Genomic DNA, 22308 nt, shown 5'->3' with positions numbered 1-22308 from the left:
TGACCGGAAGCAGGTGTGCCAGGCTCCTCCGGCGGGATCAGTGCGTTCAGATCAGGTAGCGGAACTCCGGTGAGTTCGGGCTGATCCGCTCGATGTCGAGAGGGGCCGCCTCCATCCGGTTCAGCAGTCCGTCCAGATCGTCGGGCCGGCTGATCTCGATGCCGACCAGCGCGACACCGGTCTCCCGGTTGTTCCGCTTCACGTACTCGAACAGCGTGATGTCGTCGTCCGGTCCGAGCGTCTCGTCCAGGAACGTTCGCAGTGCACCGGGCTCCTGCGGGAACGTCACCAGGAAGTAGTGCTTCAGCCCTTCGTGCACCAGCGATCGCTCGAGGATCTCGCCGTACCGGCTGACATCGTTGTTCCCGCCGGAGAGCAGGCAGACCACGCTCTCACCGGGACGAACGTCCAGACCGTTGCCCAAGGCACCTGTTGCCAGCGCGCCCGCGGGCTCGGCGATCAATCCATCGGTCTGGTACAGCTCGAGCATCTCGCTGCACACCAAGCCTTCTGGCACCGAGAGCATTTCGATGCCTGCCTTTGCGACCAACGGCAACGTCACGTCGCCAACGCGTCGCACCGCAGCTCCATCCACGAAACTGTCGAGATGCGGCAACGTCACCGGCTCGCCGGCCTCCAGCGCCGCCGCCATGCTCGCCGCCCCGGCGGGCTCGACACCGACGATGCGTACGCCGGGATGACGCTCGGCCAGCCAGCTCGCGACGCCGGCGATCAGGCCGCCGCCACCGACAGGCACCACCAGTACGTCGGGCGCGTGACCGAGCTGGTCGACCAGCTCGACCGCCACAGTCCCTTGTCCCGCAACGGTTCTCGGGTCGTCGAACGCGGGAACCATCGTCGCCCCGGTGGCGTCGACCTCGGCCAGGGCCGCGGCGGCCGCGTCGTCGTACGTGTCACCGGTGACGATCACCTGGATCTGCTTGCCGCCGAGTGCCGCGATCCGGTCGCGCTTCTGGCGGGGCGTCGTCCGCGGAACGAAGACCTTGCCCTGGACACCGAGGATGTGACACGAGTAGGCGAGGCCCTGGCCGTGGTTGCCCGCGCTGGCGCAGACCACGCCGGCCGCCTTCTGATCGTCGTCCAGCTGGGCGATCAGGTTGTAGGCGCCGCGGAGCTTGTAGGAGCGGCCGATCTGCAGGTCTTCGCGCTTGAGCCAGACCTGGGCGCCGGTGCGCTCGGACAGCCGGAGATTCCGTTGCAACGGTGTACGCACCGCGACCTCGTCGAGCCGCTTGACCGCGTCTTCGACGGCTGCTGCGTCAACCAGATTCTGGCCTGTTCCGGTCGTCGAACGAGCGGTTGAACTACTGCCCTGCATGACGTTCCTTCCCGTGCATATGCACGATCTTCGCCGATTCGCTCGCAACACAAGACGATCCGCGTCCACAGTACGGACGGGCGGATACCTTTGCGCAACAGACCCTTGTGTTAGGCGTGAAACGGCCCTTCACTGGGCAGTCTAGTTTTCATACGCTCACTCGGTGTAACGGCCAGGGTCCTGGACGGGATGAGCCGAGTAAAGCCGGTCACAGTGGACTGGAGGGCACGAATGGAACTGATTCCGTTCAGTCTGTGGGGAGACGCCCTGTGGTGTGGTCAGGAAGTCGTGCGGGAGGCCCCGCACGAGCAGGCGATCCGAAGCCTGTTCCCCGACCCCATCCCAGCGCGAGGAGCAGACCTGGACACCGACGCGGATCTGGTCCCGGAACCGCACAACCGATTCGATCCCCGATCCATCGCCGTACGGGTGCAGGGGAAGGTTGTCGGCTACCTGCCGAGGGACGATGCGCACCGGTACCACCCGGTGTTGTCAGAGCTGGTGGCCCAAGGCCTGCAACCGCAGGTGCCGTGCCACCTGTGGGTCAGTGAGTGGGAGCCGGCCGACTGGGAGGGCAAAGGCGATCAGGAGACGGAGTTTCACGCGAGTGTCGCGGTGGCCCTCGGGCAGCCGCACATGCTGGTCCCGGTGAACCTGCCCCCGCCAGGCAGCTATCACCTGTTGCCGCCCGGCAGCGGCATCGTCGTCCCGGGCAGCGAGGTGCATCCCGACGTACTGGCACCGTTCTTCCGGGCGGAGGGCGAGTGCTGGGCGTACGCCACCATGCACGCGGTCGAGGAGGAGGACGGCATCCAGGACCGGCACCGGATCGTGGTCGAGGTCAGACTCGACGACGAACCGGTCGGGCGGCTCAGTCCGCGCCTGAGTGCCGAGTTCCTGCCGGCCATCCACTACCTGTCCGACATGCGCGCCGAGACCGCCGCCCGTGTCGCCGTCCGCGGCGACCGCATCGCATCGGAGGTGATCCTGTACGCGGCGCGGAGTCACGACCTGCCGGCCACCTGGCCGGACGGCCTGACCCGTTCCCCAGTCGCGTCCCCGCAATGGCACTACTGGGCGACGAAAGAAGCCAACTAGGCGGCTGCGCAGTACTCACCACGCCCCTTGGCGGGTACTGCGGAGCTACTTGACCGCAACTAGGCTCCGGCCATGGAACTCATGCCGGAGCCCGACGCGGACCTGGCCGCGCGAACCCTGCGGCACCTGTCGTCGGACGAGCTGGCCCTACTGGTTCACCGTACGGCGGTCTCCCTGCCTGCCGACCCGACCGACGAGCAGCGCCGGGAGACCGTGGCCACGCTGGACCACGCCCTCCCACCCGACCAGGCCCTGCTCGCCGTCTTCGCCGTACCGGACGAAATCCTGCGCGACATCCTGCACGCCGAACTAACCTCCCTCGGCACCACCCTGACCGGCCAACACCCCGATCCACCCCTCCAAACAACCGCCCTCGTAGAAGCCCGCCTGACGCAACTCACCACCGCCGCCCAGCGCACCTGATCAACACGAAGGCCGTCGGGCTGGCGCGGAAATGGATTTGCTGGGTGGGGGTGGTTCGCGTTGGGTTGCGGTATGGATGAACTGCGCACCGAGCGCTTGCTGCTTCGCCGCTGGCGGGAGTCCGATCTCGAACCGTGGGCCGCGATGAACGCCGACCCGGAGGTGCGTGAGTATCTGGGTTCAGTGCTGAGCCGGGAGCAGAGTGATGCTTCGGTCGCTTCGTTTCAGGCTGAGTTCGACGAACGTGGGTACGGCTGGTGGGCGGTCGAGGTGCAGGCGACCGGCGAGTTCGTCGGCTTCGCCGGCCTGGACGACGTCGAGCCCGGCATGCCTGTCAGCGGCGTCGAGATCGGCTGGCGCCTGGCCCGCTCGTCCTGGGGCCACGGCTACGCCACCGAAGCCGCCCGGGCGACACTGGATTTCGGCTTCGACAAGCTGGAGCTCCAGGAGATCCTCGCGATCACGACCTCCACCAACCTCCGCTCCCAAGCGGTCATGCAACGCCTCGGCATGACCCGCAACCCCGCCGACGACTTCGAAGACTCCTCAGTCCCCGAAAACGACTCCCTCCGCCACCACGTCATCTACCGAATCACCCGATAACCGGCAACACCGCCGTACCGGAATCGGCCGCGCGTCCTGGGGCTCAGGCGTCGTCGTGGAGGAGTTTTTCGAGGAGGGATCCGTCGCTTGACTCGCCGTTTGAGTCAGGCTGTCGTTCGGCAGGCTGCGACGAGGAAGACCGGGAATCTTGTCATGGCTTCTCGGGGGGATGACGGCTCGATCCTTGGCTGGGGTTCGGCTGTTCGGGTCAGGGTGAAGCCGTGGTGGTGGAGGGTGTTGAGGTAGGTCGACAGGGTGCGGTGGTTGGCGCCGACTTGCTGGCGGAGTGTTGAGAGCGAGGCGTCGGCCTGCCAGTAGCGCTCGTCGTAGTACGTCCCGTCGGACGGCCAGGCGGCGGATACGCCTTCTATCCCAGGAAAACAGGGATGCAGCATCGTGAAGGCGAAGACGCCGCCGGGGCGCAGTAGCCGACGGATGTTGGTCAGTGCACCGTCCAGGTCGTCGATGTCGGACAAACCCATGCTGCAGACGGCGGCGTCGTACTCATCGCCTTGCAGCAGTCCCGGGTCGGCCGCATCCGCGTGCAGATAGCGGATGCCCTGCGGTTCGTTCCGCTCGAGCTCTTCCGCCTTGCTGAGCATCGCGGCCGAGACGTCTACGCCGACCACGGAAGCGCCCTTGCGCGCGAGCCCGCGACTGATGCGTCCGTGGCCGCAGGCAACATCCAGCACTCGTTGTCCGGCAACGTCGCCCAGGAGCTCGAAGAGGGAGACACTGACCGGATCCGTGAGATCGTCCGTCCAGCCGGAGGCGTAGTACTCCGCGACCTCGTCGTACCGAGCAATAGCCGTCATACCTCGAACCTACCGACGCACTTCGGCGCAATCAGTCTGCCGTCAGCTAACTCAGCGGGTAAGTTGTGAGGCGTCTGGCCAGGACATGCGGAGGCAGGCCGGAGTGCCGTTCAGGCGGGTGGGATCTCCGCCGGGCGGTGGTACCTCTGCCGTTTCCACGCAGCTGGCTCCGGAGGCGAGGTAGAAGTGCTGCGCATCGGTGTTCTGCTGCAGCACCCACAGGTACATCGCGTTGCCGACCGCCTGGTCGGTGATGGCGCCCGCAGCGCGGGCCAGGAGTTGGGTACCGATGCCGGTACGGCGCTGTCTATGGTCGACATGCAGATTGTCGACAAGGCTGCCCCACCTGGCGTCCTTGTCGAACTCGACGTGAATGAAGCCGACCAGTTGACCGTCGTACTCAGCCAAGACGGTGGCGGTGTCGGTCGGTGCGGCCAGCCGTTTCGACCACACCTCACGACGATCGGCCTCGACGTCGCCGTCGAGGAACGAGTCCGCGTATGCACCCCGATAATGCCGACGCCAACTGTCCGCGTGCAGCGACGCAACCCGCTCAGCGTCGTTTGCGGTGGCCGAACGGAACCCCAGCGCTGCCATGACGATCCTCCATCTCGCGGCTTGCCCGGCACCCGACGTGCCGAACCTGGTCCTCACCCGGGGCACCCCACCCACGAGGAGGGTTGCCGGCCAGCAAGCCGGGGCTACGCGCTGACACTCATGACCAACCCCCAAACCGTAACAGCGAGACGGTCAAACCTCGACGGATATCCACGAGCGAGCTGCTCGAACCCGCGCCTCGCTCTCTCCTCTGCTGGTTCGTCTGAACCTGTCGAGGGATACGGTGCTCAGCAACGCGTTAGCCAGAAGCCGTTCCGCCACTGTGGAGTTCTCATGAGCTACGGCCCGCCGCCCGAACCGAACGCGTACCCCGCACCGCCGAACCAACCTCAGCAACAACCCTGGACCGACCCCCACGGCCGCGGGTGGCCCGGCGGACCAGCTCCGGTGGACCCTCCGAAGGGTCCCTCGCTGGCTGTGGCCGCGGTGATCCTCGGTCTGATCGGGTGCGGAGTGTGGATGCTCCCCTACAACCTGGACAACCTGCGGGCCTACTCCCCTCTCCCCTTCGGCCTGCTCGGGATCGTCCTCGCGGTCATCGGCTGCATCGGCCCCCGCCGCGGCAAGCCGCTGGCCGTGATCGGCTGGATCCTGTCCTTCATCGCCCTGATCCTCGCCGCAATCATGATCGTTCCCCAGTTCATCTGAGGACCGAGGCATCTCGACGGACCCGGGCCAGATGAGTGCTCTCCTGCAGTTCCCGTGCGGGAGGCGTCGCGTCAATGCCGCGTCGTACCTGTGGAAGCACGAGGGTCAGCTGATCAGCCCATTGGCGCGTGCCCTCCAAAGCTCTTCGCGCGCCGGCTTGCTATCGAGCAGTTGCAGACCCCTGACCGCCCAGTCCCGGAGAGACTCATCGTCGCCATGGAGTTGCTCGACGAGCAGCGACAAAGCATTCGGCGACCGAGCCTCACCGATGAGCTCGAGCAGCCAGCACCGCAACCCGTGATCCTCACGCTCCTCGACGAACGCCGCCATGAGCTCACCAACATGATCGCTTGCGTGAGGCAATAGCAGCCGAAACCCATCCTCCCGACCCTGCGGGTCCCGCCGACGCATCAGCCCCATCGCCCGCTCAAACCGCTTGCTCACCCATCGACAATAAGCGCTCAACCCGCCAGCCGGCCGATGTGGGGGAGGAAGCGGCCGGTGGTGGCGGCGTACTGGGGGTAGGTGTCGGCGTGGGTGGTGAGGAGGTAGGGCTCCTCGACTACGCGGACCTGTAGGTGCAGGGCGGTGATCAGTACGACGGCGCCGGCAAGGGCGACCACGTTGGGGACCATCAGGGCCAGGCCGATGCCGGCAGGATGTAGACAGCGAACAAGATCAGGGTGAGCGTGGCCATCGGGGTCAGTTCTCGCAGCAACCGTCAGCGCAGGCACCTTGGGAGCATCCGCACCCCGAGGCTCCGGTGGCGCCCGCGATCGGTGAGCAGCACCCCTCGCCCTTCCACGCCTCCACGCCTTCGCGGACCGCGACTGCCGCGATGATGAGTCCAGCGATTGGGTCCGCCCAGCCCCAGCCGAGTGTGGCGTTCAGCACCAGTCCGACGAGCAGCACAGCGGACAGATAGGTGCAAAGCAGCGTTTGGGTGCCGTCGGCAACGACCGCGTTCGAGCCAAGAGCCTTACCGGTACGGCGCTGTGCCCACGACAGGAACGGCATCACGATCAAGGAGGCGATCGCCAGTCCGATCCCGACCGGCGATACGTCGGGATCGCTGCCGCCGACGAGAGATCGCACCGACTCGAACGTCACATAGGCGGCCAGCGCGAAGAACGAGAACGCGAGCATCCGCAGCGCCTGACGTTCCCGAGACTCGGGCAGGCGGTGGCGGAACTGCCACAAGATGATCAGCCCGCTGGACACCTCGACGACCGAGTCCAGCCCGAACCCGACCAGCGCCACCGATCCGGCGACGAGGCCAGCCGTGATGGCGATGATCGCCTCGATCACGTTGTAGGTCACCGAAGCACCTGCGAGCAGCTGTGCGCGGCGGCCCAGCTTGCGTCGCTGTTCGGGGTCGGTCGTCCAGGTGCTCGGCGAAGTGGTCGAGAGCTGCAGCGGCTGGATCTGCAGGGGCTGGTGGTCGCTCACGAATTCACGCCGTACACAGGGCAAAGCGCGACGGCGTCACCGGTCAGGCCGAGCAAGCGCTCGGCCGCCGACAGGAGTTCGAGCGTCGCCTCGGGGTGAGTCAGGCTGAACAGCGACGCGCGTCCCTGTGGGCGGGACTCGACGAGACCGCAGTCCCGCAGGCAGGCCAGGTGCTTGGAGACAGTCGACTGCGCCAGCCCAAGATGCTCGGTGAGGTCCACGACCCGGTGATCCCCCAACGCCAGGTGCCGAACGATCGCCAGCCGCGACGGATCACTGAATCCATGAAACAAACACGCAGCCACCGACAGCGCCCCAGCCTCGTCGATCAGGTCGAGCCCGGCTTCCATCGTGACGTCAGATCGTGCTTTCATCGCCATTTGGCGATGTTATCGCCTATCGCCCCATTGTGAAAGCTGGCGCTAGCACGGGGTGCCGGACAGATCGGCGAAGTCATACGCCCAGACCGATGGCACGGGCGGAGGGCCGATGCCGAGGTCGGTGCAATCGGGATGCAGACCATCGCCGCCCGGATGGGACAGGTACGTAGGCCGACCTCACCCGGCGTGGCGCCTTTGGTTGAGCCGGTACGTCGCCGGGAGAATGGCGAACCGTGGCCGGTCAAGCTCGCTCGCGCGCGGTGGGCGTCTCGCGGTGGTCGCATGGTCTCATCGCGGCGGTCATCATCGCGGCGCTGACCATCCAGCTGGTGCTGATCTTCACCGGTGGGGCCGATGCGAACTCCGGCGAGGTCGGCGAGTCGATCGGTGTCGGTACGCGGCTGTGGAGGCTGTTCAGCTTCTTCACGATCGAGAGCAATCTGATCGTGCTGGTGGTCGCGCTTGCGTTGGTACGGCGGCCTCACCGCGACGGTCCGGTGTGGCGCGTCGCACGCCTCGACTCGTTACTCGGGATCGTCATCACCGGCCTGGTGTTCGCGATCGTCCTGGCGCCGAAGATGGACCTGACCGGGGCTGCGCTGCTGGCGACCATCGGGTTTCACTACATCTCGCCGTGGGCGACGCTGGCCGCCTGGCTGGTGTTCGGCCCACGGCCCCGCATCAGCTGGCGCACCATCGCGTTCGCGTTCGTGTGGCCGGTGGCCTGGCTCGTCTACATCTTCACCCAAGGCGCCTTCACCGACTGGTATCCGTACCCGTTCCTCGACGTCACCGACATCGGTGCCGGCGCAGCCCTCCGCAACGCAGTCGTTGTCGTCGCGGTCGGCGTACTGCTGGCGCTCGGGCTGAAGACCCTCGACGCGAAACTGCCGGGCCGGGAGTAGCGGCCGCACCTCGGATGCAGAGGTGTGTCGCTGTCGGATCACACGCGCCAGGCCGCTCAGGCGTCGTACCCGGCCTGGATTGCGTCGAGGTCGCGTACGGCGTACCGGTTGTGCTCCCACTCCTCCTCGAGGATCACGTGCAGGCAGGAGAGGACGGTCTCGGAGTGTTCGGGGGAGTGGGGATTCCGGCGCGTCTCGGCCAGCACCTCCGGTGTGACTGTGGCGAGGAAGTCGCGCACCATGGCGACGCGACCCGCGCGGACGTCGAGGACTTCGGCGTACGACGGTTTGGTCGTCGTGAAAACCGACATGTCCATGCCGTCGTCCTCGGTGCCCGTGTCCGTTTGACCGATCGGGTGGAACGGCTGCTCGATTTCCAGAATCGCCCGGCCCAGCCACATGTCCGTCGCAAGGACTAGGTGCCGCAGAGTCTGTGCGAACGACCACTCGCCCGCGACCGACACGTCGACCGTGCCGTCCGGCATCGTCGCGACGCGCTCGAGGGTCGCCGACCAGGTGTGCTCGAGCGCAGCCCACGCCGTACGTAGACCGTCCGGATCTTCGGCGCGCCGGTCGGCGCGGCCGGGGAAGCGGCGGTTGAGTTCGGCGTCGACGAGTGGGATCACGTCGACGCCGTTGACGCGCAAGAAGTTCTCGCCGTCGAAGAGCCAGGGTGCGTCGATCTCTGTCTCCCGCACCTCGACGCCGCGCATCACCACACCGGACAGGTCAGCCCCGACAAACCGGGCCTCACGCAGATCCGCATCGACGAACTTCGCTCCCCGCAGGTCGTCAGACCGGGTGAACGTTGCCATGACGCCTCCTTTGTCTGCTGCCCTACTGCTGCGACCACAGTCTGCCTGACCCCTCCGACAATCAATCGCGCATCGCCCAGCGCCGTACCTGGCTCGCCTGTTTGTCAGGACACGCCTTCGAGGACTCGGATGCCGCAATGTTCGGTGTTTGCGTCGCCGGTCAAGGCTCGGATCACGCCCGCGTGGCAGACGGCGATGAAGGGCTCAGAGTGGCCGGCGGCCTGTCTCCGCAGTGCGTTGAGTGCTCGGCGCCGTACGGAGGAAAGAGGTTCCCAGCGGCGGGTCTCACCGTCCGGCCACTCGCCGTGGCATTGCTCGAAGTCGCTGCTGAGGGCTTGTACGTCGCTGAGTCCCCGCCAGGACAGCGTGGAGTCCGGCAACCACTCACGCAGGTCGATCTCGACGGCCGTGAGCGGCAGATGGGTCTCGGCAGCGATGAGACTCGCTGTCTGCAGTGCCCGAGTCATCGGAGAGGCCACGATGCGGTGCGCCCCCACCTGCCGGAGCTCTCGGCCGGCCGCCTTGGCCTGCTCGACGCCCTGAGCTGTCAGCGGCGCCCAGTCACGGGCCGGGCCCCACCACCCTTCCGCATCGATCTGCGGGGACCCTGGCTCGCCGTGACGAATGAGAAAGACGCTGGGCATGCCCGCATTGATATCGCACGCACCGGGTCGAGTGCCGCCCGTCCGGCGCGTGCACCTCGAGTTGGGGGTCTGCCAGACTGCGACTGTGGACCCGAACGGTCGAGTGCCGTGGGAGGACGAGCGGTGTAAGCACCGTGTCGATGGCGTCCGCTGCCGCGGTGTGGCGATCGCCGATGCCGAGTGTTTTGTCCACGCTCCTCCGACCGAACGCGAGCGCGTCTTGAATGGCGTGTCGGACGGACAGGACGTCGCGTTCACTCGGGGACTCATCATCGACCGCGCGCTCCTCGACGAGCTGATCGCGCATGCGGCATCGATCGGCACGGAGCGTCCCGCCCTGGTTCGCGCAGACTTCTCAGGAGCCACCTTCGTCAACGTCTCCAGCTTCGACGGGATCACCTTCGCCGGTGGGGCGGCCTTCGAAGGAACACTGTTCGAGCAGCCGCTGTTCATGAGCAACTGTTCGTTCGAGGACGACGCGTATTTCTCCCGCGCACGATTCCGCAGTAACGCCACCTTCCACGGTGTGCACTTCACCCACGGGACGTTCGAACGCGTCTTGTTCGAACTCGGAGCTGACTTCAGTGAGTGCGAATTCGAGTCGCTCTCCCTGTACGGAACCCGCTCGCGCGAAACGCTCGCCCTTCCAGGTGTCGTCGTCCACGGCGAGGCCGCAATCGGCCCCGTGTTCTCGACCAAGTCCATCCGCCTCGACGGGTCACAATTTGAGGGCGTGGCAACGATCGACGTCGTGGCACGGGAACTGACCTGCATGGCGACGACTTTCAACCGGGCCACGCTGATGCGGGTCCGCCGCGCGTTGGTCGTCCTGGATCACGCGGTGTTTCGGCAACCGTCGACCTTGGCCGCGACCATCGGCGTCTTCGAGCGTGCGCTGGCTGATTACGACGAGGGCGATCTCTTCGACGAGGCCCCGCTCGAGCGGCTGGGACTCCCGCAGCAACCCTCGCTCATCTCACTCAACCTGGTCGACGCCGGCTTCTTGTCATTGTCGGGCGTGAACCTGTCCGCCTGCCTGTTCCGCGGCGCCCGCAACCTCGACGGGCTGCGGATCGAAGGAAGCCGGACGTTCGGCCGAACGCCGCGCGGGGTGCGCTGGGTCCGGGCCTGGCCACCGGTCCGCTGGTGGACGAGGCGGCGCGTAGTGGCGGACGAGGTCGTGTGGCGAGCAGCCTTCGAACCCGTCGACGAAAAGCGGGCCACGCGTGCGAGTGACGAGGCAAGGTGGCAGGCGCCGGCCCTCCTCAAGCTGCTCTCGCATCGGTCCTTCGACTTCGTCAGCAACACCGTGGCGCCAGACCCTGCCTCGATCGCCGAGATCTACCGTTCCCTGCGCAAGGCAGACGAGAAGGCCGGGAACGAGCCGGCTGCCGCCGACTTCTACTACGGCGAGATGGAAATGCGGCGCGCCGCCGAATGCCCACGCTCCGAGCGCGTCCTGCTCTTCCTGTACTGGCTCGTCGCGGGCTACGGCCTCCGAGCCAGCCGTGCACTCACCGCCCTCCTCGTCACGGTGCTCGTCTTCGCGCTCGGTCTATACGCGTGGGGTTTCACCGAGCCCACGACGCTCACCACTTCCGTGCTCTACAGCGCCTACAGCACCGTCAGCCTCCTGCGCGCACCAGAGCGCGACCTGACCACAGCCGGACAATTCATGGACATAGCCCTACGCCTACTCGGCCCCTTGTTCTTCGGCCTAATCCTCCTAGCCCTCCGAGGCCGCGTAAAACGCTAGAACACCCGCCTCTGCTAGCTGCGTGGCCGACCTCGACCTGGCCTGCACTGCATACGGAGACCCACTCGAAGCCAGCCAGCACTACTTCGTGCACTACCGGTACGACGCGATCCGCCCGTCAATCCTCGACCAGCAAGCAAGCCTCTTGCCGCCAACGAACTCGCGACCTTCACCTCGCTCGAAGGCCTGGCCAGCATCGACCAAGGCGACAACTACACATTCGCCCGACCAACCAATAGGCGCTCAAGGCTGAGGCCCTATCGCCGTCTAGATGGTTCCACTCGGCTGGGTGCTCATCGGCGTGAGCGCGCGAGTCGCGGCGGATGTGTACGTTGAGCCCATGGGTGAAGAGGCTGGCGCCAGGGGTTGGCTGTGAAGCTGGGTGTGGGGTCGCGCGTTCGTGCTATCCAGGACCCGGAGTTCGGCCCGGGACCCTGGCCTGCGGAGCCGACCGGATTGATCATGGCATCCCCGTTCGGTGAACCGTTCGAAGAGGTCGCTACCCGGCGAGGGCTGGAACGTACCTGGTGGGTCGAGTTCGACGAACCGCAACACGATGCCGACGGCGACGGCCCCTACTACAAGTCACAGGTCCTTGAACGCTATCTCCAGCCGATCCCCTAGGCCGTGTTGCTAAAGGGAGTTGGTGAGCCGGGCGCGCCGCCCCAGATTTCGGCGTCGAGCGCCGTCTCACGCATGGGCCACGCCTCTCGCCTGCGACAGCGCGGCCGTGTCCATCTCGCTGCGTAAACTGTTGGCTCGTGTTCCTGTCCGTGACGTCAACGCGCGCACTGACGGTTACCCGTTCGATCCAAGGACTGAGCTGTGCCTGACCGACCTGAGATTGTGTGCATCTGCGGCTCTGCCCGGTTCGTGGACGAGATGCACGCGGCGAACCGCGACTTGACCTTTGCAGGCGCCATCGTCGTCGCGCCAGGCGTCTTCCCGCGCGCCGAGGATCACGAAGCAAACGAGTTCATCACCACCGAGCAGGAGACCGCGTTAGGCGCCCTGCACCTGCGCAAGATCGACCTGGCTGACCGCGTTCTGGTCGTCAACCCCGGCGGGTATATCGGCGAGTCCACGAGCAGGGAGATCGCCTACGCCCGCGCCACCGGCAAGCCGATCTCGTTCACCGACCCCGTCTGACCAGTCGACACTTCGTGGTGCGCGCGGGCAAGCGGCCCGGGAGGCCGATCGGCTTCGGTGACGAGCAGGGTGAGCGCTACCGGGGCCGCGACGTCGTAGAGCGGTGCTTCAACAGGCTGAAACCGTGGCGTGGGCTGGCAATGCGATCAGACAAGACTGCCCGAAACCACCACTCCGGTCAGTGCCTCGCAGCCACACTCCACTGGGTCCAGACCTTTAGCAACACGGCCTAAGCATCCCGTCATTGCTGCACCTGGTCGATGCATGCCTGGCGCACGATTCCGGCTAGCTCGTCATCCGTCCGGCTCCACGGTTCGCCCCGCTCGTCGTCGATTCCCCACAGATCGCCGAGGGGCTGTTCGAAGGCCTCGGTGACGTACTCGTTGCCAATCACAAGTACGACGACTTGGTTGACGACCCAGGTCCAGCGGACCCGGCCAGCCAGATGCATGGTGGCGATGTGGTTGTATGCCACCTTGAGGGCGGCCTGCCGTGACGACAAAGGGGCAACGCCCGCGTCCGCGAGAGCAGCCGGGAGCAGGTCGCGAACCTCACGGGTATCCCGCCGACTGAGGCCGGCCAGTTCCGCCAGCGACGTACCGTCATATCCCTGAATGAGCCAATTGGCCGCCCACATCGGCACGGACTCCGCCCGCAGGGTGTCCAGAGCCAGCCACGCAGCGACCAGGGCAGGCGTAGGCGTCTCTCCGCCCGGCACGATCTCCTCCAACATGGCGCCATTGTGCGCGGCTCGCGCGCCAGTGTCCTGGGCTTTGTTGTACTGCCCTACCGAACGAACTGAGCGGACCTGCGGTTAGGAGTCCACCACCTGCCAGTCACCCGGCACTCGGTCCATCAATCGACTCCGACCTTCCTCGACAGTCCGCGAGTGTCACGGGTTTTCGGGCTCCAACGCCGTCCGTATGGCGGCTGCTTGGTGGTCCAATGCGCGTCGCATCTGGTACGCCGTGTGGGCCGTTGTCGGACCGGCCTCAAAATGTGACCGGTGGTCGTACGCAGCGTCGAACTGACGTCCTCTTCGCCCATGTAGGCCAAGACGAGACTGACGTCGACTCGTGCATCTGCCCGCACATAGGTCAGGGTCAGAACGACAGGGTGGCCGCCGGGGCCGTCGAGCGTCGGCTCGCTGAATCCCGCATCAAGCAGAAAGCCGAAGCGCTCGCGCGCCTCGCCGACAAAGGTCTTCACCCGGGCATCCACGGCACCAAGTATCGGCGCGTCGACGGACGGCCGCCGGCTGCGGAGTGCTGTCCGGGACCGCAAGTGTGTGTCAAGTACGCCGATGTCCTCGGTGACGCATTCGATGTAGCGGCAAGCCGCCTCGTGCTTGGCCGCGAGTAACTAACCGGCCGCCAGTAACCCCATCCTTCTGATCCGCAGTCGAGTTCAAGGCATCCCTGACTACAGCACGCCTGAGTGCACCCGCCGGTCCGGCGGACTGTCCAGGGTTGTCCGGTGCGATCTGTGGCCGCCGTTGGCAAGGTTGTTGGCAAACAGCAGGCGACGGGCTCTCCGTTGGTTGCCCTAGCTCAGGTCCTTGCGCATCTGAGCGCACATCGTCTCGTGTCGCGTGATCGAGCCGTCAGGGTTTTGCTGGTCCCAAGACTCGAGCGTCTCGTCGTACGCGACGTAGCCCAGCCGCTCGTAGAGGGCACGGGCTCGAGGGTTACTCAGCTCGACACCGATCTCGGCCCGATCAAGACCTCGGGCCAAGATCCGCTGCTCAGCGGCTCCAATGAGCACTGTCCCGATCCCGCAGGACTGCAACGCTGGGTGCACCGACAACTGCCACAGCGAACCTGCGCCCGGATGCGGCAGGTAGTCGACCCCGCCGATAGCTACGGGTAGGTCGGTCTTCGTGCAGACGGCAAGGTAGTCGACCTCCCCGGAACGCGCTCGGTCGAGTTGCTTGGCAACCTGCGTCAGGTGCAGTTCGGTGCCGGCAAAGCCACACGCGGCCAGATCGGCGTCAGCCAGATCTCTCACTGTCAGATCGAGTACGACTGCGGTCATCCTCACCACCTCCTCGTGCGGTTTTGTGTACGACGCCGAAGGTGACAACGGCTTTCTACCGGCCAAGCTCACCCCGACCTAGCCTGCCCACCGTCGGGGTGATGTGCTCCCCCAGTCGATGTGGAAGCCGGCAGCCGCCTCGGGCTCAGATCAATCGCGGTTACGGCGTACACCAGAGCGCATTCGCGATCTTCCAGCCGTCGCGAGTGCGGACCAGGTGAAGGTACTCGTGGTACGGCTCAGAGCGGACAAGCACTGAAGCGATGTCGTGCTTGACGTCGAGTACGTCGACCTCGATCTCGCGGTCAGCGAGACCACTGGCGACCTGGACACCCTCGCCCTCGCCAGTCCAGGTGATCATCTGCTCGGCCGTCACGAACGGGAGCGTGGACGCCTGATCCTGCCCAGGCGACCGCTTGACGAGATCGCGGTGAAGCGCTCGCTCCATGCGCGAAACGTCACCGTCGAACCACCCGTCGAAGTAGTCGTGGACCGTCGCGACGATGAGTGCTGTGTCGTTGTCCATCACGGTTCCCCTTCAGCGCTCAAAGCGGCCAAGCTGGCTGCCTCAACTTTATTCATTGCTGCGGAATGAACGCAGGTCACGGAGCCCGCTCGTCGGTTCGCCGAGCAGGTGCATCCCGTGCGTCCACCGTTGCCCTGAGCACCCAGCACACGACGACCCCCGACCTTGAGCAGTGATCATGCTGCGGCGGCGATGGTCCCCGGCGAGCAGACGGACATGACGAGTGCCGAGCGGCGGAGATCCCGTGAGAATTTCTTCGGGCATAGCGTCGGATTCGGGACGAGTCGTTCGTAGAACAGGCGAGAGGCGGTCTGAGGGGCCGCCGGGACAAGGGAGTCGTGGGATGCCGGAGTACTTGATCTCGTTCAATGAAGGCGCGATGGACCACATCCCCGCCGAGGACATGCCCGACGTGGGCAAGGCCTCGCACGAGGTGGTCCAGGAGGCCGTGAACGCCGGCGTGTGGGTGTACGGCGGCGGGCTCGAGAGGCAGCGGGCGAGCGTCGTATCCACGGACGGGGTGGTCACCGACGGGCCTTACCCGGAGACCAAGGAGGTCGTTGGCGGGTTCTCGGTCATCGATGTGGCCACACGCGAGGAGGCGCTGGCGTGGGCTGCCAAGATCGCCGCCGCTTGTCGCTGCGCGCAAGAGGTGCGGGAGCTCATGCCCGATCCCGAAAAAGACGCGATGCTCCGCCCGGCTGACAGGCGGGCGTGACATCGCGACGACGTCTGATCGGGGGAGACTGGCGACGTTCAAGCAGGACTTGCGCGCCCGCGGTTGACGACGCGGGTCTGTGAACCGGGGCGCAGAGGCGGTGACCACGGGGATCGGGCTGGGGCGAGGTCCGGTCCCCGAGCGTGGTGGGATCACAGGGGCGCCGAGCCGACGTCCTCCGTCGACTGTCAGGAACGCATCTCCGGACGTTGGTTCCGGGCGATGTGCGTGACTCGTCGCATCATGTCCACATGGTGTTGAGGTCCGGACCGGTGTTGTCGGAGCGGAAGTTGACCTACGGCGGGGCAGGCGTCACCTTGACCGGCGGCGAGCTGCGGGCGGGTTCGGCCGGGTTCCGCGGCTACGAGCGCACCTTCCTTCTCGGGCACGGGTCGTCGCTGTGGGCCTTCGCGTCTACCGAGATCCTCCGCTGGGGAGTCAAGACCCGCAGCGGCTTCTCCGTCGAGAGCGCCGGCCCGTCGACCAGTGTTACGGGCCTCGGTCATCCGGTGATCGCGGGAAACAAGTACTGGTTGATCGCAAACCTGGGTCCACTACGGATCCACGAGCCGGTTCAAGTGGTCGCGGTGGTCGACAAGCCGGATCGAAAGGGATTCGCCTACGGCACGCTCGCGGGTCATCCGGTGAGAGGGGAGGAGGCCTTCATCGTCGATCGGCGAACGGACGGCTCCGTATGGCTGACGATCCGCTCCCTGACCCGACCCGCGAGCGGACTCTGGGGAGCCGCCTATCCGGTGGCGCTCCTCGCCCAGCGCCTGTACAGGAGGCGCTATTTCCGTTCCCTCCGCGGGCCCGTTCACGATCCAGGGGATGGTGGTTAAGCGGGCCGACTGCGAGGGTTCCCAAAGCCCAAAGCCCAGGTCAGTGACCTGGGCTTTGGGCGCTCGGAGGGATTCGTCAGACTTTCCGGATTCGGTCGGCGATCTCCGGCCTCGCCGTGAGCCCGGCCGCCTTGTACGTCGCGACGCCGCCGACGTTGGAGCTCGGCGTGCACACGCGCACGCTCGACGAGCCCATCTCTCGCAGTGCGGCCGCGCCGGCGACGGTGATCGCCCGGCCATAGCCGCGGCCGCGATGGTCCACATGGACGCCCATCGGCTCGATCAGTCCCGGCTTTCCCGGGCCGGCCGACCAGACCGTCACCACCGCCGCAGGGTTGCCCTGGTCGTCGTATGCACCCAGGCATCGGGCGTCGGCGTAGAACGGTGCCGCGGACATCTCGTGCAGGTACTCGCGCGTGGGCTTCGTGGTGTTGAACGCGGACCGCAGGACGTCGGCGAAGTCCTGTGCCTGCTCCAGGACGATCGCCTTGATCCGCACGTCGGGGACGTCCACCGGTTCGGCGAGGTCGCGGAAGAGCGGCGTCCACGGCTCGTCGACACCCCAGCCCTCCTTGGTCAACAGGTCGTGGAGCAGCAGGCCCTGCGGCGCCTCGATGGACACCGCTCCTTCCGGCAGAACCCCGCGCTCAGGCAGCGAGAAGTCCTCGACGAGCCGCCGCGCCAAGTCCTCGTCCTGGAAAGCGTCGGGAGCGACCGTCATCCGCACCAGCGTCGGCGAATCCAGCATCCCGACAGCGAGGATCCGTCCGTCCCGGCTCCAGGTCCGGATCGCCGCGGCCGTCTCGGCCGTACCGAACCGGTAGTTCCAGCCGATGTCCCCGGGATGCAGCTGCATCGGCGCGTCGTCGTACTGCCACTCCCGCAACGCCGCAACAGCCTCGTGCACCCCGTCGGCCGACGGCGTACTCAGCGAAATCGTCATAGCCGGGATCTGACACCTCCTCTCGGTGGCGTGCAACCGATTAACACATCTGCTCTGAGCCGCTGGTGGAGATGTCCAGATGACGAGCCCACACCTGCCGCGACCAGGCGGACGCGGCCAAACCGCGGCCTCAGTAGGCGCGGTGAGCGATGGAACGCTGACGGGGATGGCTCTTGGAGATCGGTACGACGGAGCTGGTACGCGCGGGTCGAGTGCGTCGGCCAGAGGTCGTAAGCCCGGCCCGCGCCTGATTCTTAAGACGTCAAGTCGGCAGCTAGAAGCTGTCCTCCGTCGAGTGACGCGCGACACTTGTCCGCCTGTGATCTGCGACAGTCGAAAGCGTGGATCGCCGCCGCCGCATGTCAGTGCGTTTCGGGGAACAGTGCAGCGATCTCGTCGGCGCCCATTCTCGTGGCCAGGTCACGCGGAGTTGCTCCGGCTTGGTTGGAGATGTCCGGATCAGCGCCAGCCTGGAGGAGCGCTTCTACTGTCGCTTCCTGCCCACGCGAGTTGAACACCGCACGCCACAGCGGTGTGTTCCCGAACCGGTCTCGCGGGTCCACTGGCGCTCCGGCTTCCAGAAGCACCCTGACCGCCTCGGTCTGCGACTGCTGCGCAGCGAAGTGCAGAGCCGTGAAGCTCTGCCTGTCGGCCAGGCCGATCTCGTCCCCTGCGACCAGGCGATCTCGGGTGCCTGGGATGTCGCCTTCAAGTGCCCGGTAGTGGAGTTCTTGACGCCCTTCGCGATCCATGCCGACAGTCTGACCCATCACTCGATCGCTCATCGGCATGACCGTGCCTTCCTGTCTGCGACATGTGCGGACGTTGACCGTGTGGCTGGGCATGCACAATGTCAGCCATGCTGCTCTCTGCTTCACGACGGCGCGAGCGTCTTGCCGTCGAAGCCGTAACGGTGCTCTGTTACGAAGCGTTTCTGGCCATTCGCGGCAGTGCCTACACGGGTCAAGTGCAGTCAGTGGTCGATGTTGGCCAGGTGGATGTCGACGTCATGGAGTGGATGCGATTGCTGGCGGACGCCTGTCACAACTTGCCGAAGTCCTTACAGCCGTCCGTAGCTGGAGGTCGGAAACATCGGGCAACTGACGCCATCCACTATCTGCTTGCCACAGCGAGCCCGCGGCAGCGGCAATGGCTTGTCGCCACGCTTGCTAACAACGACATCGCTGTCGAGGAGCTGACTGGCTAGCCTCCGCCGACGTCCGGTCGTCGGCAGATCCGTGCGTTCCTCGGGTCCGTCAGGTGGTCGCCAGGCTTCTAGACTGTTGCGGATCAGTTGGCGGACAGGTGTCGCGGATCTGCTGGCGGATCACCGAAGCTAGCTAGCTGGGAACGGCTCGTCTGCCCAACGCCACCAGGCCTCGTCCCCGGCGATGTGAAGCAGGTACTCCGGGACCAGGTTGCCGGCCGGATCCGTCAAGGATGTCTCGCTGCGGATTCGCTCATAGGCCTGAGTCCACGCGTCAGTCTCCTCGTCCAGCGACGAGTTGAGCTGCCTGAGCTCGTCTTCGAAGAGCGGCTCGACCAACTCGAAACCCTGACAGCGCACGACCCTGTGCGTTGAGCCACGGGGAGTCAGTGGACGTCACGTGAAGCTCTGCGACGACCTCGCCCCCCGTGCAACAACCGCCAGACCTGGTTTACTCTCGCAACGTACAGCTCGTCACCGAGTTCTGCTCGCAGATCAGTGTCAGCGCGCTCCACTCTCTGCGACATGAGAGTGCGTTTGCGCCTAGTGTGTGTCGTCATGGTCGCCCCGATTCCGATCTCAGTGGCTGCACTTGTGCGCGACGGTCTCGTGCTCCTGGTGCATCGCCATCCATCGCGTCGGTGGTATCCCGACTGCTGGGACCTCGTCGGCGGACATGTCGAGTCAGGCGAGTTGCCTCACCAGGCCGTCAGTCGGGAATGCCTCGAAGAACTCGGTGTCCACGTCCACGACCCCCGACCCATCCCGATGACGGTCAGCGACCCCACCCTTGAGGTGCACGCATTCCTCGTCACGCGCTGGGAAGGGGAGCCTGTCAACGCCGCACCCGAGGAGCACGACGATCTTCGCTGGTTCCGGCCCAGCGATCTCGCAGACTTGAAGATGGGCCCGGCCAGCCTGTCGAGCATCCTGAGCGCCGTCCAGGTCGCAACCGATTAGCCGCTATGAGCCGTCCGCTCATCGGGAGACGACACCACGGGGTGGGTGAGAGTGGGCGACAGCACGTGCGATGGAGGGGGAACGGCCGGCGGGTGGTGGTCAGCGGCGGTAAGCCGCGCGAAAAGGGTGGGGCTGCCGGGCGAGCTCGCGACGCAGGAGCGGGCGTAGCTGGCTGCGGAGGTTTCCAGGAAGCCAAAAGCCGAGGTCAGAGAGTGTCTGCCTGGGCTTTCACGAAGCGCGCTCGGAGGGATTCGAACCCTCAAACCTTCTGATCCGTAGGAGCCTGCACATGGCCTTCGGGAGCTTTGTCGAGAGTCGGTGGCCGATACACCAGTTGCCTAGAAATGCTGCTCGTTAGGAACCGTTGGGGTCAGACTGGGGTCACGGCCGAGCGTGTCAGTTGCGCCGCCGGGCGTCCAATTCGCTGTGGTAATCTCAACGTCGCAGGCGCGGGTTCAAACCCGGTCGTAGGGCGCAGCGGCACAGCAAGCCGAAAGGGCAAGGCCCACCTACTTCAAGACCGAAGAGGGAGCGCCATGCCCAAGCTCGAAACCTACAAGAAGCAGGCGAAACTGCTCGTTCGCTGGCACCGCGACGGTAACTTCTCGATCGGCGGTCGCATCCGACAGCTCGCGCGCTATCGCACGTTGTCCGACCGCGAAGCACTCGCGCTGAAGTTTCCCCTCACCGAAGCCCAAGAGATCATCGCCCTCGAAGCGGGCTGCGCCAGCTGGGCCGAACTCAAGGCGAGCACGGAAGCGGCCCCGCCCACCGGCGTGCAGCCGGAGACCCAGGACACGGCAGTCGCGAGCTCCAGACCGGTGCTGTACGTCGCCGACGTCGATGCCGCGGCCACGTTCTATCGGGACCAGCTCGGCTTCCGGATCGACTTCTTGCACGGCAACCCGCCGTTCTACGGATCGGTGTCGCGCGACGGCGCGACCTTGCACCTGAAGTTCGTACACGAGCCGGTGTTCGCGGCCGGTGCCGCGGAACGAGAAGGGCTCATCATGGCGTTCATCGATACGCCGAACGTCCGCGAACTTTACACGGAATATCTGGCCGCTGACGCCGAGATCGTGCAGAAGCTGACCAAACAAGCGTGGGGCGGCACCGACTTCATCGTGCGCGACCCGGACGGCAACGCGATCACGTTCGTCGGCTGAGGCCCGACGGGGGTCAAGAGTCGGCCTGCCGATCCCGTAGGGACGCCATCGGCGCTCTTGATGCGTGTCGTGGTGGCCGTACGCCGGGCCGCGCCTTGATCCATAAGAGGTCGATCCGGCAGAGGTGCGCCGACCCGATGTGTGTGCGTCGCCAGGGGATGTGCGATAGCCGACTGGTCTCCTGGGTGTGTGCCGCTGCGTCATCGATCAACTGCCCTGCGAGCCTGCCCCAGTCCACGGTGAGGCCAGCGCTCGCCATTTCGCGGGCGAGCTTCGTCCTCCAGGAGCCTGGAGGGGGTGGAGTGGCTGGCGAGTGGCCGACGGTGGTGGGTTGCCGGCGTCAGCATGTGATCAGCGGCGATGAGCCGCGCGAAAGGGGCGGGTGGGGCTGCCGGGCGAGCTCGCGACGCAGGAGCGCGCGTAGCCGGCTGCGAGGGCTCTCAGAAACCAAAAACCCAGGCCTGAGACCTGGGTTTGGGTGGCGCGCTCGGAGGGATTCGAACCCCCAACCTTCTGATCCGTAGTCAGATGCTCTATCCGTTGAGCTACGAGCGCTGGACAACGTCGAGTAACGATACATGGGGGAGGTGGGTGGAGGCCAATCGGCTCCTGGGGCGGTGTGGTGGAGGGGTTGGCGGGGGCGCCAGTCCTACGATCCGGGGCATGGGAATCGAGGATTTGCTGGGTGGGCGGGATCTGGGGGATGTGAAGAAGGCGGTCGGGTTCGTGATGGAGAACTCGGACGACTTCGAGAAGGTGCTGAGCCTGGTTCGGGGGCTGCCGGATGACGCGGTGGGGTTCATCGGGAAGCTGCCGGAGTTGCTGAAGACGATCGGGTCGGGGCTGGCCGAGGCCGGGGAGCAGGCGGGGAAGGCGGCGGGGGCGCTGGTCGGGGATGACGGTGAGGGCGGTGCGCGGAAGGCGCTCGCCGGGAGTGCGAACACCATGCACGCGGCCAAGGACAAGCTGACGGACGCGGCCGGGATGCTGGCCGGGCTGGCGGGTGAGCTGGACAAGATTCCGGGGATCGGTGACGCGGCGGCGAAGAAGCTGAACGACGGTAGTGGGCAGATCGGCGGGGTCGCGACCGAGATCGAGAGCCTGGCCGGGAACCTGCAGGATCTGTCCGGGATCCTGGCCACCGTCGGCGACGCGTTGAAGGGCCTCGGCACGAAGCTGTCCGAGTCCGGTGGCTCGGTGAAAACTCTCCTGGACTAGCGCGGAACCGTTGGGTCCGGAGGTCCGTCTAAGCCCGCGTCGTTGACGCGTA

General features: G+C 66.0%; 30 protein-coding genes, 1 tRNA gene and 1 riboswitch. Of the genes, 14 read left to right on the top strand and 17 right to left on the bottom strand.

Annotation, left to right across the window (positions count from 1 at the left end; all coding sequences use genetic code 11):
* Positions 1-46: 46 nt before the first annotated feature.
* A complete protein-coding gene (gene ilvA / locus V9K99_RS03525; RefSeq protein WP_337010740.1) occupies positions 47-1339 on the bottom strand; it encodes a threonine ammonia-lyase IlvA in 1293 nt (430 codons plus the stop codon).
* A gap of 231 nt (positions 1340-1570) precedes the next feature.
* On the opposite strand from ilvA, the gene V9K99_RS03520 reads away from it, so the two are divergent.
* The 3 genes from V9K99_RS03520 (at position 1571) to V9K99_RS03510 (ending at position 3463) form a co-directional block, all read left to right on the top strand.
* Positions 1571-2437: an HIRAN domain-containing protein gene (locus tag V9K99_RS03520; RefSeq protein ID WP_337010738.1), complete on the top strand. Its 867-nt coding sequence runs from the start codon at positions 1571-1573 to the stop codon at positions 2435-2437.
* 72 nt (positions 2438-2509) lie between these two features.
* A complete protein-coding gene (locus tag V9K99_RS03515) occupies positions 2510-2860 on the top strand; it encodes a hypothetical protein (RefSeq protein ID WP_337010736.1) in 351 nt (116 codons plus the stop codon).
* A 72-nt stretch (positions 2861-2932) separates the two neighbouring features.
* Positions 2933-3463, top strand: coding sequence for a GNAT family N-acetyltransferase (locus V9K99_RS03510; protein ID WP_337010734.1), 531 nt, complete (start codon positions 2933-2935; stop codon positions 3461-3463).
* Between the two features lie 104 nt (positions 3464-3567).
* Here the strand turns inward: V9K99_RS03510 and V9K99_RS03505 are convergent, their stop codons facing one another.
* Positions 3568-4278 (bottom strand): class I SAM-dependent methyltransferase, encoded by a 711-nt coding sequence (locus V9K99_RS03505; protein WP_337010732.1) that lies wholly within the window; start codon positions 4276-4278, stop codon positions 3568-3570.
* Positions 4279-4329: 51 nt separating this feature from the next.
* Positions 4330-4875, bottom strand: coding sequence for a GNAT family N-acetyltransferase (locus V9K99_RS03500; protein WP_337010730.1), 546 nt, complete (start codon positions 4873-4875; stop codon positions 4330-4332).
* 11 nt (positions 4876-4886) lie between these two features.
* A riboswitch (SAM riboswitch) is annotated at positions 4887-5001 on the bottom strand.
* A gap of 168 nt (positions 5002-5169) precedes the next feature.
* Between V9K99_RS03500 and V9K99_RS03495 the strand changes: the two genes are divergently transcribed.
* Positions 5170-5544 (top strand): hypothetical protein, encoded by a 375-nt coding sequence (locus tag V9K99_RS03495; RefSeq protein ID WP_337010728.1) that lies wholly within the window; start codon positions 5170-5172, stop codon positions 5542-5544.
* Between the two features lie 105 nt (positions 5545-5649).
* Here the strand turns inward: V9K99_RS03495 and V9K99_RS03490 are convergent, their stop codons facing one another.
* The 4 genes from V9K99_RS03490 to V9K99_RS03475 form a co-directional block, all read right to left on the bottom strand.
* Complete coding sequence (locus V9K99_RS03490; protein WP_337010725.1) at positions 5650-5988, bottom strand: hypothetical protein; 339 nt, start codon at positions 5986-5988, stop codon at positions 5650-5652.
* A gap of 17 nt (positions 5989-6005) precedes the next feature.
* On the bottom strand, positions 6006-6179 hold the full coding sequence (locus V9K99_RS03485) for a hypothetical protein (protein ID WP_337010723.1): 174 nt from the start codon (positions 6177-6179) through the stop codon (positions 6006-6008).
* Positions 6180-6246: 67 nt separating this feature from the next.
* Positions 6247-6993 carry a cation diffusion facilitator family transporter gene (locus V9K99_RS03480; protein WP_337010721.1) on the bottom strand — a complete coding sequence of 249 codons (747 nt, stop codon included), beginning with the start codon at positions 6991-6993 and terminating at the stop codon, positions 6247-6249.
* On the bottom strand, positions 6990-7367 hold the full coding sequence (locus V9K99_RS03475; protein ID WP_442914767.1) for an ArsR/SmtB family transcription factor: 378 nt from the start codon (positions 7365-7367) through the stop codon (positions 6990-6992). The genes V9K99_RS03480 and V9K99_RS03475 overlap by 4 nt, the downstream gene beginning before the upstream one ends.
* Positions 7368-7606: 239 nt before the next feature.
* On the opposite strand from V9K99_RS03475, the gene V9K99_RS03470 reads away from it, so the two are divergent.
* Positions 7607-8278, top strand: coding sequence for a Pr6Pr family membrane protein (locus V9K99_RS03470; RefSeq protein ID WP_337010719.1), 672 nt, complete (start codon positions 7607-7609; stop codon positions 8276-8278).
* A 56-nt stretch (positions 8279-8334) separates the two neighbouring features.
* On the opposite strand, the gene V9K99_RS03465 is transcribed toward V9K99_RS03470, so the two are convergent.
* On the bottom strand, positions 8335-9093 hold the full coding sequence (locus tag V9K99_RS03465; protein WP_337010717.1) for a DinB family protein: 759 nt from the start codon (positions 9091-9093) through the stop codon (positions 8335-8337).
* 104 nt (positions 9094-9197) lie between these two features.
* Positions 9198-9737 carry a histidine phosphatase family protein gene (locus tag V9K99_RS03460; RefSeq protein WP_337010715.1) on the bottom strand — a complete coding sequence of 180 codons (540 nt, stop codon included), beginning with the start codon at positions 9735-9737 and terminating at the stop codon, positions 9198-9200.
* Positions 9738-9966: 229 nt separating this feature from the next.
* On the opposite strand from V9K99_RS03460, the gene V9K99_RS03455 reads away from it, so the two are divergent.
* The 3 genes from V9K99_RS03455 (at position 9967) to V9K99_RS03445 (ending at position 12642) form a co-directional block, all read left to right on the top strand.
* A complete protein-coding gene (locus tag V9K99_RS03455) occupies positions 9967-11493 on the top strand; it encodes a pentapeptide repeat-containing protein (RefSeq protein ID WP_337010713.1) in 1527 nt (508 codons plus the stop codon).
* Between the two features lie 462 nt (positions 11494-11955).
* Positions 11956-12117: a hypothetical protein gene (locus tag V9K99_RS03450; RefSeq protein ID WP_337010711.1), complete on the top strand. Its 162-nt coding sequence runs from the start codon at positions 11956-11958 to the stop codon at positions 12115-12117.
* A 201-nt stretch (positions 12118-12318) separates the two neighbouring features.
* On the top strand, positions 12319-12642 hold the full coding sequence (locus V9K99_RS03445) for a hypothetical protein (RefSeq protein WP_337010709.1): 324 nt from the start codon (positions 12319-12321) through the stop codon (positions 12640-12642).
* A 241-nt stretch (positions 12643-12883) separates the two neighbouring features.
* On the opposite strand, the gene V9K99_RS03440 is transcribed toward V9K99_RS03445, so the two are convergent.
* The 4 genes from V9K99_RS03440 to V9K99_RS03425 form a co-directional block, all read right to left on the bottom strand.
* Positions 12884-13375, bottom strand: coding sequence for a hypothetical protein (locus V9K99_RS03440; protein ID WP_337010707.1), 492 nt, complete (start codon positions 13373-13375; stop codon positions 12884-12886).
* 122 nt (positions 13376-13497) lie between these two features.
* On the bottom strand, positions 13498-13863 hold the full coding sequence (locus tag V9K99_RS03435; protein WP_337010705.1) for a hypothetical protein: 366 nt from the start codon (positions 13861-13863) through the stop codon (positions 13498-13500).
* A gap of 324 nt (positions 13864-14187) precedes the next feature.
* Entirely contained in the window at positions 14188-14676 is a 489-nt protein-coding gene (locus tag V9K99_RS03430; RefSeq protein WP_337010703.1) for a GNAT family N-acetyltransferase, read from the bottom strand.
* A gap of 160 nt (positions 14677-14836) precedes the next feature.
* A complete protein-coding gene (locus V9K99_RS03425; protein ID WP_337010701.1) occupies positions 14837-15202 on the bottom strand; it encodes a nuclear transport factor 2 family protein in 366 nt (121 codons plus the stop codon).
* Between the two features lie 343 nt (positions 15203-15545).
* Here V9K99_RS03425 and V9K99_RS03420 point away from each other — a divergent pair, with 343 nt between their 5' ends.
* Complete coding sequence (locus V9K99_RS03420) at positions 15546-15920, top strand: YciI family protein (RefSeq protein ID WP_337010699.1); 375 nt, start codon at positions 15546-15548, stop codon at positions 15918-15920.
* 251 nt (positions 15921-16171) lie between these two features.
* On the top strand, positions 16172-16762 hold the full coding sequence (locus V9K99_RS03415) for a DUF1990 family protein (protein WP_337336368.1): 591 nt from the start codon (positions 16172-16174) through the stop codon (positions 16760-16762).
* A 76-nt stretch (positions 16763-16838) separates the two neighbouring features.
* On the opposite strand, the gene V9K99_RS03410 is transcribed toward V9K99_RS03415, so the two are convergent.
* Together V9K99_RS03410 and V9K99_RS03405 are read right to left on the bottom strand one after the other, a co-directional pair.
* Positions 16839-17705 (bottom strand): GNAT family N-acetyltransferase, encoded by an 867-nt coding sequence (locus tag V9K99_RS03410; RefSeq protein WP_337010695.1) that lies wholly within the window; start codon positions 17703-17705, stop codon positions 16839-16841.
* Between the two features lie 362 nt (positions 17706-18067).
* On the bottom strand, positions 18068-18490 hold the full coding sequence (locus tag V9K99_RS03405) for an ankyrin repeat domain-containing protein (RefSeq protein ID WP_337010693.1): 423 nt from the start codon (positions 18488-18490) through the stop codon (positions 18068-18070).
* A gap of 74 nt (positions 18491-18564) precedes the next feature.
* Here V9K99_RS03405 and V9K99_RS03400 point away from each other — a divergent pair, with 74 nt between their 5' ends.
* A complete protein-coding gene (locus V9K99_RS03400) occupies positions 18565-18912 on the top strand; it encodes a hypothetical protein (RefSeq protein WP_337010691.1) in 348 nt (115 codons plus the stop codon).
* A gap of 129 nt (positions 18913-19041) precedes the next feature.
* Here the strand turns inward: V9K99_RS03400 and V9K99_RS03395 are convergent, their stop codons facing one another.
* Entirely contained in the window at positions 19042-19251 is a 210-nt protein-coding gene (locus tag V9K99_RS03395; RefSeq protein WP_337010689.1) for a hypothetical protein, read from the bottom strand.
* 219 nt (positions 19252-19470) lie between these two features.
* Here V9K99_RS03395 and V9K99_RS03390 point away from each other — a divergent pair, with 219 nt between their 5' ends.
* Positions 19471-19872, top strand: a complete 402-nt coding sequence (locus tag V9K99_RS03390) for an NUDIX hydrolase (protein WP_337010687.1) — start codon at positions 19471-19473, stop codon at positions 19870-19872.
* Between the two features lie 536 nt (positions 19873-20408).
* Complete coding sequence (locus tag V9K99_RS03385) at positions 20409-21038, top strand: glyoxalase superfamily protein (RefSeq protein WP_337010685.1); 630 nt, start codon at positions 20409-20411, stop codon at positions 21036-21038.
* A gap of 479 nt (positions 21039-21517) precedes the next feature.
* Here V9K99_RS03385 and V9K99_RS03380 read toward each other — a convergent pair.
* Positions 21518-21593 (bottom strand) — tRNA-Arg (locus tag V9K99_RS03380).
* Positions 21594-21701: 108 nt separating this feature from the next.
* On the opposite strand from V9K99_RS03380, the gene V9K99_RS03375 reads away from it, so the two are divergent.
* Positions 21702-22256, top strand: coding sequence for a hypothetical protein (locus V9K99_RS03375; protein WP_337010684.1), 555 nt, complete (start codon positions 21702-21704; stop codon positions 22254-22256).
* Positions 22257-22308: the final 52 nt, after the last annotated feature.

The sequence above is a fragment of the Kribbella sp. CCNWLW201 genome (assembly GCF_037203805.1).
Lineage (GTDB): Bacteria > Actinomycetota > Actinomycetes > Propionibacteriales > Kribbellaceae > Kribbella.
This window is presented reverse-complemented; position numbering and strand designations above follow the sequence as displayed.